The sequence below is a fragment of the Streptomyces sp. NPDC059785 genome (genome assembly GCF_042732375.1).
Lineage (GTDB): Bacteria > Actinomycetota > Actinomycetes > Streptomycetales > Streptomycetaceae > Streptomyces.
On sequence record NZ_JBHWHV010000012.1, the window covers coordinates 1 to 13,145 of the forward strand.

11 protein-coding genes are annotated in these 13,145 nt (G+C 70.5%); 7 read left to right on the forward strand and 4 right to left on the reverse strand.

Annotation, left to right across the window (positions count from 1 at the left end):
* Positions 1 to 27: 27 nt before the first annotated feature.
* Together ACFV6E_RS11635 and ACFV6E_RS11640 are read right to left on the reverse strand one after the other, a co-directional pair.
* Positions 28 to 774, reverse strand: coding sequence for a DUF2625 family protein (locus ACFV6E_RS11635; RefSeq protein WP_385177087.1), 747 nt, complete (start codon positions 772 to 774; stop codon positions 28 to 30).
* A gap of 107 nt (positions 775 to 881) precedes the next feature.
* Complete coding sequence (locus ACFV6E_RS11640) at positions 882 to 1,244, reverse strand: hypothetical protein (protein WP_385177085.1); 363 nt, start codon at positions 1,242 to 1,244, stop codon at positions 882 to 884.
* 110 nt (positions 1,245 to 1,354) lie between these two features.
* Here ACFV6E_RS11640 and ACFV6E_RS11645 point away from each other — a divergent pair, with 110 nt between their 5' ends.
* From ACFV6E_RS11645 to ACFV6E_RS11665, 5 genes are all read left to right on the forward strand, one after another.
* Positions 1,355 to 1,714 (forward strand): hypothetical protein, encoded by a 360-nt coding sequence (locus ACFV6E_RS11645; protein WP_385177083.1) that lies wholly within the window; start codon positions 1,355 to 1,357, stop codon positions 1,712 to 1,714.
* 234 nt (positions 1,715 to 1,948) lie between these two features.
* Complete coding sequence (locus ACFV6E_RS11650; RefSeq protein WP_385177081.1) at positions 1,949 to 3,211, forward strand: Ig-like domain-containing protein; 1,263 nt, start codon at positions 1,949 to 1,951, stop codon at positions 3,209 to 3,211.
* Positions 3,212 to 3,434: 223 nt separating this feature from the next.
* On the forward strand, positions 3,435 to 4,949 hold the full coding sequence (locus tag ACFV6E_RS11655) for an ABC transporter permease (RefSeq protein WP_385460800.1): 1,515 nt from the start codon (positions 3,435 to 3,437) through the stop codon (positions 4,947 to 4,949).
* A gap of 84 nt (positions 4,950 to 5,033) precedes the next feature.
* Positions 5,034 to 5,717, forward strand: coding sequence for an ABC transporter ATP-binding protein (locus ACFV6E_RS11660; RefSeq protein ID WP_385460803.1), 684 nt, complete (start codon positions 5,034 to 5,036; stop codon positions 5,715 to 5,717).
* A gap of 205 nt (positions 5,718 to 5,922) precedes the next feature.
* The gene (locus tag ACFV6E_RS11665) at positions 5,923 to 9,246 is read left to right on the forward strand and encodes a S8 family serine peptidase (protein ID WP_385460806.1); all 3,324 of its coding nucleotides are present in this window, start codon (positions 5,923 to 5,925) and stop codon (positions 9,244 to 9,246) included.
* Between the two features lie 113 nt (positions 9,247 to 9,359).
* On the opposite strand, the gene ACFV6E_RS11670 is transcribed toward ACFV6E_RS11665, so the two are convergent.
* Entirely contained in the window at positions 9,360 to 10,412 is a 1,053-nt protein-coding gene (locus ACFV6E_RS11670) for a helix-turn-helix domain-containing protein (protein ID WP_385460809.1), read from the reverse strand.
* Between the two features lie 171 nt (positions 10,413 to 10,583).
* Between ACFV6E_RS11670 and ACFV6E_RS11675 the strand changes: the two genes are divergently transcribed.
* Together ACFV6E_RS11675 and ACFV6E_RS11680 are read left to right on the forward strand one after the other, a co-directional pair.
* Positions 10,584 to 11,624 (forward strand): NAD(P)-dependent alcohol dehydrogenase, encoded by a 1,041-nt coding sequence (locus ACFV6E_RS11675; RefSeq protein WP_385460811.1) that lies wholly within the window; start codon positions 10,584 to 10,586, stop codon positions 11,622 to 11,624.
* 164 nt (positions 11,625 to 11,788) lie between these two features.
* Entirely contained in the window at positions 11,789 to 12,175 is a 387-nt protein-coding gene (locus tag ACFV6E_RS11680) for a VOC family protein (protein ID WP_385460814.1), read from the forward strand.
* A 16-nt stretch (positions 12,176 to 12,191) separates the two neighbouring features.
* Here ACFV6E_RS11680 and ACFV6E_RS11685 read toward each other — a convergent pair whose 3' ends face one another.
* The gene (locus ACFV6E_RS11685; protein ID WP_385171432.1) at positions 12,192 to 13,139 is read right to left on the reverse strand and encodes a DUF5829 family protein; all 948 of its coding nucleotides are present in this window, start codon (positions 13,137 to 13,139) and stop codon (positions 12,192 to 12,194) included.
* Positions 13,140 to 13,145: the final 6 nt, after the last annotated feature.

Below are 13,145 nucleotides of genomic sequence, written 5' to 3' on the forward strand. Positions count from 1 at the left end.
CCCCTGACGGGGTGCGCCGCGGGGCCCTCACATCCGGCCCAGGAACCCCGGGTCCAAGTCGTCCAGCTGGTGGCAGAAGGCTCTGGCCACGCCCATGAGCTCGGACAGGGGGACGGCGCGGCGGCTCGTGCCGGGCAGGTCGCGTTTGGCCTCGGCCGTCCACAGGTACGGCGCGAAGGACAGTCCCTGCGTCCCCTGGAGCGCGCCGGTCTCGGCCCGCCAGCCGGGCCACCGCAGCGTCCCGTAGAACTGCGTTATCCCGCCGCCCAGCAGCCAGGTCAGCCAGGTCCCGTAGCCGGCCTCCAGGCCCTCCCAGCGCAACGAGTCGGGGCCGAAGTACACCATCTCGCCGGGTGCCCCGGGGCGTCCCGCCGCCTGCGGGTCGGGTCCGTTCACGGTGAACACGCCGCCGAGGACGTCGTGCGCGACGACGAGCCCGTCCCGCGGGCGCCAGGCGGGGTCGGGCACCGGGGGGAATCCGTTCACCTCGGCCAGCGAGGGCAGGGTCGGCACCCCGGGCAGATCGGTGACCGGATCGGGCCCCGGGCTGCCGTAGACCCGCAGCCAGCCGCTGTCCACGACCAGGCCGCCGCAGTTCAGGACGACCGCGCCGAGGTGGGAGCGGGTGGTTATCTGCAACTGGTGGAGCGCGGCGCGGGCCCGCTCGGGCTCCGCGGGCAGGACGTCGACGTGCACCTCGCCGCGTGCCAGGACCTCGGAGAGAAGGGGCCACGCGGGCGCCTCGACATCGGTCAGCTCGGTCAGGTCTCGCATGGATCCACCCGGGGGTCTGGCGGGCCGCGGCACCGTCGTCGACGGGCCGCTCTGGTTGCGTCGTACGTTGCTGAGCAGGCCGTTCGCTGAGCGGGTCGTGCGGTCGCTCAGTAGGCGGCCGTGCGTTCCCGGCGTACCGAGTACGCGACGAATCCGGCGCCGAGGCCGAGGAAGAGCGTGCCGCCTATGACGTACGGCGTGGTGTCGACGCTGCCGGTGTCGGCGAGCCGCGTGCCGTCGCCGTCCGCCGACCCGGCGGAGGTCTGCGCCGTGTCCGTCGCCGAGGACGCGCCGAGCGCGGCGTCGGCGCTTCTCGACGTCGCGGAGGTCTGCGAGGTCTGTGACGTCCCGGTCGAGGACTGCTGCGCGGACGCGTTCTGCGTGGCGTTGGCGGACGGGACGAACCACAGGGCTCCCAGGAGGGTCCCCGCGGCGGTGGCGGTCAGCAACGATCGACGTGCGGCGGACACGGAATATCGATCCCCTTGTGACGCTGGCGAATTGGCCGTGTGGGGCGATGCTAATGAAAGGCGCGGGTCGTGGGAAAGTCGCGCAACCCACGGGCCGTACGCTCCCTCCCATGGACACTCCTGAGACATCACGGTTTGTACGGCTTCGGGTCGAACTGGTGCTGGAGGTCGACGACGCCGACGCCGTCACCGGGGCGGCGCTTCGGCGGATCGCGGCGGACACGGACATGCCGGACGGCGAGCGGGCGCATGCCGAGGCCGCCGTGACGGACGACACCGCGGAGGCCCTCGCCTATCTCGTCGACCCGATCGACCTGGTCAGCGAGGTGCCGGGGGCCGATCTGGCCCAGGCGTCGTGGAGCAGCGAGACGATCGACTACGACCCCGATTCGCCCGACTGGGAGCTGGGCGACGATGATGCCGAGGAGGACGACGCGGAGGACGACGAGGCAGGCGTCCGGGTCGGCTGAAGCGACTTGGGAGAAACTTGACCCCGGGGGGCAACCGCCGCCCGGGGTTCTCTCGTCTCAGCAGGCGCACCGGTATCCCGGGCATCGGCATGCCCCGGCCCGTGGCCGGACGGCCGGTTCGGCGGGCCGGACGTGGCGTGCCCCACACCTCGGCGGGATGTGGAACGGGTGGGGCCGGTCGTAGCGTTGAAAGTTCTTACGGGGACGTCCGGGGTCTTTGGGTTTTCGGCAACGATGGAGAAGCGTGTGATGACGGTCAGTAAGCGGCGCAGGGGCCTGACGGTCGCGTCCGCACTGCTCGGCGGGGTGCTGGTGCTCTCTGCGTGCAGCGGGGAGGACAGCGCCGGGGGGTCGGACGGCGACAGCACCTCGCAGGCGAAGGTCGACGAGGCCGCCGCCAAGAAGACGTCCGAGGCCCAGATCAAGATCACGCCCGAGGACGGCTCCGACAACGCCTCCATCAACAACGGCACCAAGGTCACGGTCAGCAAGGGCTCGCTCACCGAGGTCGCGATGACGACCGCCGACGGCACCGACGTCGCGGGCGAGATATCGGCCGACAAGAAGAGCTGGGCGCCGAGCGGCCAGCTCGAGCGCGCCACCAAGTACAAGATCACGGCCACCGCCGAGGACTCCTCGGGGCGCGTCGCCCACGAGAACGGCTCCTTCACGACCGTCTCCCCGGCCAACAGTTTCATCGGCAACTTCACGCCCGAGGACGGTTCCACCGTCGGCGTGGGCATGCCGGTCTCGATCAACTTCGACAAGGCGATCACCAACAAGGCCGCCGTGCAGAAGGGGATCACCGTCTCCTCCAGCAGCGGCCAGGAGGTCGTCGGCCACTGGTTCAGCGCCAACCGCCTGGACTTCCGCCCCGAGGACTACTGGACGGGCGGCTCCACGGTCACCCTGAAGCTGGCGCTCGACGGCGTCGAGGGCGCGGACGGCGTCTACGGCGTGCAGCAGAAGACGGTCACCTTCAAGATCGGCCGCAACCAGGTCTCGGTGGTCGACGCGCAGACCAAGACCATGAAGGTCACGCGCGACGGCAAGACCGTCAAGACCATCCCGATCTCCGCGGGCTCGCCGGACAACAAGACGTACGAAGGCCAGATGGTGATCTCCGAGAAGTTCAAGGAGACCCGGATGAACGGCGCGACCGTCGGCTTCACGGACGACGACGGCAAGGGCGAGTACGACATCAAGGACGTGCCGCACGCCATGCGCCTGTCGAGCTCGGGCACGTTCATCCACGGCAACTACTGGGGCGCCAAGTCGATCTTCGGCTCGGTCAACACCAGCCACGGCTGCGTGGGTCTGTCCGACACCAAGGGTGCCAACGACTCGAGCACGCCGGCCGCGTGGTTCTACGACAACTCGCTGATCGGTGACGTCGTGGTCGTCAAGAACACCGGCGACAAGACCGTCTCCCCGGACAACGGCCTCAACGGCTGGAACATGAACTGGGCGGACTGGAAGGCGGGTTCGGCGGCCTGACGGCCCCTCACCTCCGATCCTCTCCGATCTTCCGGCGGCGGCTTCCCTGGCATCAGGGGGGCCGCCGCCGTCGTCGTACTGCTCGCGGGCCGCCCCGTCTCCTGTGCGGAGCACAGGATTCCGGGCCCCCGCACAGCTCGTACTGCCCCTTGCTCACAGCCTTCTCATCGTTCTCTTATCCCGGCCTTATCCCGTCATCACGGTCCCTTCCTAGCTTGCGGGCATGTTCTTCACCTACCTGAGGCGCGAACTGCGCCGCCGCAGAAAGGCGGCCCTCGTCGTCGCCTCCGGACTCGCCCTGGGCATCGCCCTGGTCATCGTGGTCAGCTCCGTCTCCTCGGGCATGGAGAAGGCACAGGGCAAGGTGCTCCAGTCGTTGTACGGCCTGGGCACGGACATGACCGTCACCAAGGCGGCGGCGGCCCAGTCCGGCGACGGCGACGACAGCGGCCGGCCGCGCTTCAACTTCGACGCGCGCGACAACGACTCCGACGAGGAGCAGAGCAGCGACCGCGTCATGGTGCAGGGCTTCCAGACCCTGTCCGCGGGGACGGTCACCAAGGTCGGCGACCAGAAGGGTGTCTCGGGTGCGGTCGGCGGCCTGAGCCTCCAGGTCATCAAGGTCAGCGGCCAGTTCCGGCAGGGCCAGTTCCAGCAGGACCAGAACGGCGGCGGCCAGCAGGGCGGCGGCAACGGCCAGGGCGGCACCCCGGGCGGCGGCCAGCAGTCCCCGCAGGGCCGGGTCGAGGGCGGCGGCGCCGAGTTCGACGTCAACAACTACTCCGTCTTCGGCACGGACGTCACCGAGCCCGCCCTGGGCCCGCTGACCTCCTCGAAGATCACCAGCGGCCGTACCTTCAAGACGTCCGAGACGAACGCCAAGGTCGTCGTCGTGGACAAGTCCTACGCCAAGGAGAAGAAGCTCGCCGTCGGTGACACCGTCACCGTCAAGAGCGTCAAGTACAAGGTCATCGGCATCGCGACGCCCGACAGCGGCGACGCGGCGGCCAACCTGTACGTGCCGCTGAAGCAGGCGCAGACGATCAGCGACTCCAAGGACAAGGTCACCACGATCTACGTCAAGGCGTCGGACTCGCAGCAGATCGACACCGTCAAGTCCACCATCCAGAAGAACATCTCGGGTACGACGGTCACCACGTCCGCCGATCTCGCCGACACCGTCTCGGGCTCCCTGTCGACCGCCTCCGACCTGGCCTCGAACGTCGGCAAGTGGCTGTCGATCGCGGTGCTCGTGGCCGCCTTCCTGGTGGCGGGCCTGCTGACCTCCTCGGCCGTCTCCCGCCGGGTGCGCGAGTTCGGCACGCTCAAGGCACTCGGCTGGAAGTCGGGCCGGGTGACCCGGCAGGTCGTCGGCGAGGCCATCGTCAACGGACTGGTCGGCGGTGCGCTCGGCATCGCCCTCGGCCTCGCGGGCGCCTACGTCGTCACCGCGATCAGCCCGACCCTCCAGGCGGAGCTCGGCACCTCGGGCGGCGGCGGGGGCGGCGGGGGCGGCTTCGGCGGCGGGCCCGGCGGCGGCCAGGGCGGCGGCATGGGCGGCCCCGGCCGGCAGGCCGCGAGCAAGGCCCTCGACGTGGCGCTCACCGCGCCCGTCAGCCTCTCCACCATCGCCGTCGCGGTCGTCCTGGCCGTCGCCGGCGGACTGATCGCCGGTGCCTTCGGCGGCTGGCGCGCCTCCCGGCTGCGGCCCGCGGACGCCCTGCGCCGCGTGGAATAACGCCGCGCCGCGCCGAGAGCGGGGCCGGGGCGTCTCCGTCCCGGCCCCCGCGCCCACCACCCTTACGCAACCAGGAGCTGCACCATGTACGAACTCAGAGGCGTCACCAAGCGCTATACGCGGGGCAAGGAGACCGTCCACGCGCTGGCCGGCATCGACCTGACCATCGCGGACGGCGACCGGCTCGTCATCCAGGGCCCCACCGGCGGCGGCAAGTCCACCCTGCTGCAAATGCTCGGCGGACTCGACCGCCCGACCGAGGGCAGCATCGACCTCGACGGCACGGATCTGGCCAAGCTGTCCGAGGCCAAGCTCACCAAGGTGCGCAGCGAGAACATCGGCTTCGTCTTCCAGAGCTTCAACCTGATCCCGACGCTCACCGCCCAGGAGAACGTCGAGACCGCCCTCGTACCGCTCGGGGTGAAGACCAAGGAGCGGCGCCGGCGGGCCGCCGAGGCGCTGGAGTCGGTCGGGCTCGCCGAGCGGCTCGGGCATCTGCCGGCCGAGCTGTCCGGCGGCCAGCAGCAGCGCGTCGCGATCGCCCGGGCCCTGGTGAAGCAGCCGAAGGTGCTGCTCGCGGACGAGCCCACCGGCAACCTCGACGAGTCGACGCGCGACGAGATCATGGACGTACTGACCACGCTGTGGAAGGAGCACGGGCTCACCTTCATCATGGTCACGCACGACTCGACGATCGCGAAGAAGGCCCCGCGGCTCGCCACCATCCGCAAGGGCAGGATCACGGTGAAGGAGAACGCGGGCGGCTGACGGAGAAGGCGGGCGGCCCGGCCGTACAAGGGGCGGGGAACAAGCCATCGACTCCGCGCCCCCGCCATTCTATTGAGCGATTGATCAACCCCCCGGCATACTGACCCGTCCGGGGGGTGTACGCGCATGTGTACGGGACCACCCCCGGCCGGGTGAACGGGGGTTCGCCCGGACCTCATCTCCAGGGGGAGACTTGCGCAGACAAGTGAAAAGAGCGTGCGCGGCCACCGTCGCCGCCGCGGCCTCGGTGGCACTGGCGGCGGGCATGACCAGCCCGGCGTCCGCCGAGCCCGAGCAGGCGGCCGCCGCGACGAAGTCCACGGGGAACGGCCTCACGGCCAAGCACCGCATCACCCTGATCACCGGTGACCGGGTCGTCGTCGGCGACAAGGGCCGCGTGACCGGTTTCGAGCCCGCCAAGGGCCGCGAGCACATACCCGTGCAGGTGCGCGAGGCGGACGGCCACACCTACGCGGTGCCGGCCGACGCGCGGCGCCTGCTCGCCACCGGCAAGCTGGACCAGCGGCTCTTCGACGTCACCGAGCTGAACAAGGCCGCCAGCCGCAAGGCCCAGAAGCAGGGCCTGAAGGTGATCGTCGGCTACAAGGGCGCCGCGGCCACCGCCAAGGCCGACGTCCGCGACGCCGGTGCGACCAAGGTCCGCAGGACCCTCAAGTCGCTCAACGCGGACGCGGTCCTGACGCCGAAGCAGGACACCACCGAGCTGTGGGACGCGGTCACCGACGACGGCGCCGCCGCCTCCGGTGTCGCCCACGTCTGGCTCGACGGCGTCCGCAAGGCCAGCCTCGACAAGTCCGTGCCGCAGATCGGCGCCCCCGCCGCGTGGGCGGCCGGCTACGACGGCAAGGGCGTCAAGATCGCCGTCCTGGACACCGGCGTCGACGCCACCCACCCGGACCTCAAGGACCAGGTCCTGGCGTCGAAGAACTTCTCCACCTCGGCCGACGCCACCGACCACTACGGACACGGCACGCACGTCGCGTCCATCGCGGCCGGCACGGGCGCCAAGTCGGACGGCAAGTTCAAGGGCGTCGCGCCCGGCGCGAAGATCCTCAACGGCAAGGTGCTCAGCGACGACGGCTACGGGGACGACTCCGGCATCCTCGCCGGCATGGAGTGGGCCGCCGAACAGGGCGCCGACGTCGTCAACCTCAGCCTGGGCGGCGGCGACACCCCGGAGATCGACCCGCTCGAGGCCGAGGTCAACAAGCTCTCGGAGGAGAAGGGCCTCCTCTTCGCCATCGCCGCGGGCAACGAGGGCGAGTGGGGCGACCAGACCATCGGCTCCCCGGGCAGCGCGGCCGCCGCGCTCACCGTCGGCGCCGTGGACGACAACGACAAGCTGGCCTCCTTCTCCAGCACCGGACCCGGCCTCGACGGCGCCGTCAAGCCCGACGTCACCGCCCCCGGCGTGGACATCACGGCCGCCGCGGCCCCGGGCAGCGTCATCGACCAGGAGGTCGGCCAGAACCCGGCCGGCTACCTGACCATCTCGGGTACGTCGATGGCCACCCCGCACGTCGCGGGCGCCGCCGCCATCCTCAAGCAGCAGCACCCCGACTGGAAGTACGCCGAGCTCAAGGGCGCGCTGACCGGCTCCGCCAAGGGCGGCGCGTACACGCCGTTCGAGCAGGGCTCGGGCCGCATCCAGGTCGACAAGGCCATCACGCAGTCCGTGATCGCCGACCCGGTCTCGGTGAGCTTCGGCACCCAGCAGTGGCCGCACACCGACGACACCCCGGCCACGCGGCAGGTCACCTACCGCAACCTCGGCACGACCGACGTGACGCTGGACCTGACGGTCGCGGGCACCAACCCCAAGGGCCAGGCCGCGCCCGCCGGTTTCTTCACGCTCGGCGCCAAGACGGTCACCGTCCCCGCGGGCGGCAAGGCGTCGGTGGACCTCACCGCCGACACCCGCCTCGGCGGCACCACGGACGGCGCCTACTCCGCGTACGTCACGGCGACCGGGGGCGGCCAGAGCGTCCGCACGGCCGCGGCGGTCCAGCGCGAGGTGGAGTCGTACACCCTGACGCTCAAGCACATCGACCGGGACGGCAAGCCGGCCGTGAACTACGGCACCGACCTGGCCGGTCTCACGGGTCTGGCGGCTGACGCGTACTACATGCCGTACGACGCCTCCGGCACCGTGCAGATCCGCGTCCCCAAGGGCACCTACATCCTCAACTCGTCCTTCTACGTCGACCCCGAGGACTTCTCCAAGGGTGCCGACTGGATCGCCCAGCCGAAGCTGAACGTCACCAAGGACGCGACGGTCACGCTGGACGCGCGGACGGCCAAGCCGGTCGACATCACCGTCCCCGCCACGGCCGCCAAGTCGGAGTTCGCCTCCCCGGACTTCTCGGTGGACACGGACGACGGCTCCTGGTCGTTCGGCTGGTGGCTCGACTCGTACGCGGGCTTCCGCACCGCCCACCTCGGCCCGCAGATCACCGACGGTTCGGTCACCCAGCAGTGGGACGGGCACTGGACCGCGGGTGACACCGAGGAGTACGACGTCACCTCGGCTGCCAAGGTCAAGCAGCTCGCCACCGGCTACACCAAGCACTACAAGGCGAGCGAGCTGGCCAAGGTGAAGGTCGGTCTCGGCGGCGGCGCGAGCGGCAAGCAGGGCTCCGTCTCCGCGTTCGGCATGCAGCCCACCAGCCTCGGCGGCTCCTCCATCGCCGTCCCGCAGAAGCTCCCCGGCACCCGGACGCTGCACCTGTCCACCGACGGCGGCGTCAAGTGGGGCCTGGACTTCGAGCAGTCCGGCGGCACCGACGCCGACGGCTGGCCGATCAGCGAGGCGTACTACACGCTCGGCGCCGCGCAGACCTTCAAGGCGGGCAACAGCTACGAGAAGACGTTCAACACGGCCGTCTTCGGGCCCCGGATCGGCGGCTCCTACGGTGTCTTCCGCGAGGGCAACAAGATCTACGGCTCGCTGCCGCTGTTCGCCGACGGCAAGACCCACGCCGGCTCCTCGACGTTCAGCTCGGTCGCCACGACGCTCTACCGCAACGGCACCAAGGTCGGCACGAACGACGACCCGCTCTTCGGCGAGAAGGCGTTCACCGTCCCGTCCGGCGACGCCGAGTACAAGCTGACGACGTCGGTCAAGCGCAGCGTCAAGATCGCCGCGGCCTCCACCCGCATCGACGCGAGCTGGACCTTCCGCTCCAAGAAGGCCACCAGCGCGACGCTGCCCGTCTCCACGGTCCGCTTCAACGCGGCCACCGGCCTGGACAACCGGGTCGCGGCCGGCAAGAAGGTCTCCGTCCCGGTCACCGTCCAGGGCGCGGCCGCGGGCAAGAACCTCAAGTCCCTCGCGGTGTACGTGTCGTACGACTACGGCCAGACGTGGACCAAGCTGACCGTCAAGAGCGGCAAGGTCACCGTCAAGAACCCGGCGAAGGGCAAGGCCATCTCGTTCCACGCCAAGATCGCCGACAAGAAGGGCAACAAGTCGACGATCTCGATCTACAACGCGTACTACGGGAAGTGACGCGGACGTTCCGGCGCTGAGCCGGAACGTGGGGCGGCCCGCGGGAAGCAGCGCTTCCCACGGGCCGCTCCTCGTCCGCTCCTGGTCTGCTTCTGGTCCGCTCCTGGTCCGTCCTAGGTCCGGTCGGCCGCCGAACCCGCCCGGGTCGCGTCCGCGCCCCAGCTCGCCAGCAGCCGCAGCGCCTCCGCGGAGGCCGTACCCGGCTCGGCGTGGTAGACGACCAGCGACTGCTCGGTGTCGTCCGGCAGCGCGAACGTCTCGAAGCGCAGCGTCAGCTCGCCGACCAGCGGATGCCGGAACCGCTTGACGCCGTGGGTCTTCTCCTTGACGTCGTGCGTCGCCCACAGCCGCCGGAACTCCTGGCTCTTCACGGACACCTCGCCGACCAGGGCCGACAGCCGGGGATCGTCCGGGTGGCAGCCCGCGTCCATGCGCAGATAGCTGACGATGTCGGACGCCTTCTGCTCCCAGTCCAGGAACAAGTCACGGTATTCGGGCCGCAGGAAGATCAGCCGGGCCCAGTTCCGCTCCTGCGCGGGCAGCTCGCCCCAGTCGCCGAAGAGGGCCGCGCACATCCGGTTCCAGGCGAGCACGTCCGACCGCCGGCCCGTGATGTAGGCGGGGGTGCCCTCCATCGTGTCGAGCAGCTGCCGCAGCGCGGTCCGCACCTGCTGCGGACGCGCCGTCTGCTTCTTCCGGTGCTGCTTGGGCTTGGCCAGGTGGGTGAGGTGCGCGTGCTCGGCACCGGTCAGCCGCAGGGCGCGCGCGATCGCGTCGAGCACCTCCGCCGACACATTGCGTCCGTTGCCCTGCTCCAGGCGCGTGTAGTACGCCACCGAGACCCCGGCGAGCTGCGCCAGCTCCTCGCGGCGCAGCCCCGGCACCCTGCGGTGCCGCCCGAACTCGGGCAGCCCCACGTCCTCCGGCTTCAGCCGGGCCCGCCGGCTGCGCAGGAACTCGCTGAGCTCGGCGCGGCGGTCCAGCGGCCGCCCGGCGGCGGTGCGGCTGCCGGCGGTCCGGTCGGCGGCGGGAGGGCCGTCAGCGGCCCGATGGGTGGCCGGACGACCGTCAGCGGTCCGGTCGGCGGCCGTACCGCGACCGTCAGCGGTCCGGTCCGGGGCGGATGTGTCCTCGCCTGCGGGCCCCGGTGTCGGCTGTGCGTCCATACATCCAGTATTCCTGGTCGTACGCCCCTGAGCCTGACCCCGCCAGTGGTAGGACCACCGGACGTACGTTGCACCGTGATCTGGGCGGATGCCGCCCGGCCCGGCACGCTGGAGGACGTACCGGGCCGGACCGGCCCGGCGCAGGACCCCCTCCTTAGGAGATACCCCGGCATGACCACAGTCGCCGCGTACGCCGCCCCCGCCGCCAAGGCTCCGCTGGAGCGGACCACGATCGAGCGCCGCCCGGTCGGCGAGCACGACGTCCTGATCGAGATCAAGTTCGCCGGAATCTGCCACTCGGACATCCACCAGGCCCGCGAGGGCTGGGGCGAGGCGATCTTCCCGATGGTGCCGGGACACGAGATCGCCGGCATCGTCACCGAGGTCGGCTCCGGTGTCACCAGGTTCGCCGTCGGGGACCGCGTGGGCGTCGGCTGCATGGTCGACTCCTGCCGCGAGTGCGACAACTGCAAGGCGGGCCTGGAGCAGTACTGCGTCAAGGGCAACACCGGCACCTACAACGCCCTCGACAAGAACGGCGAGCCCACCTACGGCGGCTACTCCACGCACATCGTCGTCGACGAGAACTACACCGTCCGCATCCCCGACGGCCTCTCCCTCGACGTCGCCGCGCCGCTGCTCTGCGCGGGCATCACCACGTACTCCCCGCTGCGGCACTGGAACGCGGGCCCCGGCAAGAAGGTCGCGATCCTCGGCATGGGCGGCCTCGGCCACATGGGCGTCAAGATCGCGCACGCCCTCGGCGCCGAGGTCACCGTCCTCTCTCAGTCGCTGCGCAAGAAGGACGACGGCCTCAAGCTGGGCGCGGACCACTACTACGCCACCAGCGACCCGAAGACCTTCGAGGAGCTGCGCGGCTCCCTGGACCTGATCCTCTCCACGGTCTCGGCCCCGCTGGACCTGGACCAGTACCTGTCGCTGCTCCGCTCGGACGGCGCCTTCGTGAATGTCGGCGCCCCCGAGGAGCCCGTCGCGCTGAACCTCTTCTCGGTCATCGGCGGCCGCAAGACCCTCGCGGGCTCCGGCATCGGCGGCATCCAGGAGACCCAGGAGATGCTGGACTTCTGCGCGGAGCACGGCTTCGGCGCCGAGATCGAGCTGATCAGCGCCTCCGCGATCAACGACGCGTACGAGCGGGTGCTGAACAGCGACGTGCGCTACCGCTTCGTGATCGACGTGGCGACGATCTGAGGTACCCGCTGCCGAGTGGGGCGTGCCCCGGAGTCGTAGGACTCCGGGGCACGTTCTGCTGGTCCCTGGGACGGACGGCCCGTTGGTCCCTCGGACCGATGGTGCGGGCCGGGCGCGGTGCTTAGCGTGGATCCGTAACCATAACGGCATGGGAGGTCCGCACGATGGCCGTCGAGCTGAACCACACGATCGTCGCCGCCCGCGACAAAAAGCTTTCGGCACAGTTCCTGGCCGACATCCTGGGCCTGGAGGTCGCCCCCCAGTACGGTCCGTTCATGCCGGTCCCGATCCCGAACGGAGTCACGCTGGACTTCGCGGACGCGTCAGGACCCATCCCCGCACAGCACTACGCCTTCCTGGTCTCGGAGGACGACTTCGACGCGATCTTCGCCCGTATCCGCGAGGCGGGCCTGGCCTACTGGGCGGACCCGCACCACACCCGCCCCGACGAGATCAACCGCAACGACGGCGGCCGGGGCACGTACTTCGAGGACCCGAACGGCCACAACCTGGAGATCCTGACGAGGCCGTACGGAAGCGGGACCGACTGACCGGGGGCCGTGCGGATCACTCCGGTCCGTCGAAGGTCCACACCGCGCGAGCACCGGGCCCGACGACGAGGTCGGAGCGCCCGATGTCCTCCACGTGCCGCTCCTTGACGGACTGGTTGAGGGAGAACTGGATCTGCCGCAGCCCGGCCCGCTCGCGGGGAACGGCGTCGAAGCGAATGGTCGTGGCCCCGTCGTACGCGACGACACCGCCGTCCGCGGTGTCCCGGACGGCGAGCCCGCCGGCCTTGAGCAGCGGCACGGTGTCGGCGAGGTCGCTCGCGGTCACCCCGATCCGGACCGAGACCACGTCCCGCATCAGATGCTCGCGGTAGTCGTCGGACAGGTACCGCTCGCGGCCGACGTCACCGGGCCCGGAGGCAGGCTCGGTGTTGCTACGGGGATCGGCGAAGTACTCGGGCCGGTACTCCATCGCCCAGGCGCCGAACGCGTCGTACGTCGCGGCGGTCAGGACCGCGTCGAACCAGGGCACCGGGACGCCGTCGCCGAAGTCACGGGTCTGCGCGAACTCGATCGGATCGGCGACACCTTCGGCGGGCAGCCGCTCGGTGACGGTGGCGAGGTCACCGGCGCGCTCGACGGAGAGCCCGAGCCCGGCGGCACCGAACTCGCCGTCGGGGCCTGCCAAATCACCGACTCCGAAGAGCTCGAGATAGGTCTCACGCCCCATCAGATAGCGACCGGTCCAGACCTGCCCGCCGGTCCCGGTGGTCGTACGCACCTGGAAGTTGGCGAAGTCCTTCAGATACTCGGAGTGCTCGATGGCATCGGCGGTCTCCCGGTCGAGCACGGCGTAGGAGTGGTTGTAGAACAGCACGGGCTTCTGGGGCGTGGTCCCGTCGTCGGCGGCCGAGGCCATGACCGCGCCGCCTTGCAGCAGCCCCGCCAGGGCGACAGCAAGCACGGCGAACACACGCAACACGCTTGACTTCCGTCTGAGCAGCATGCGGGC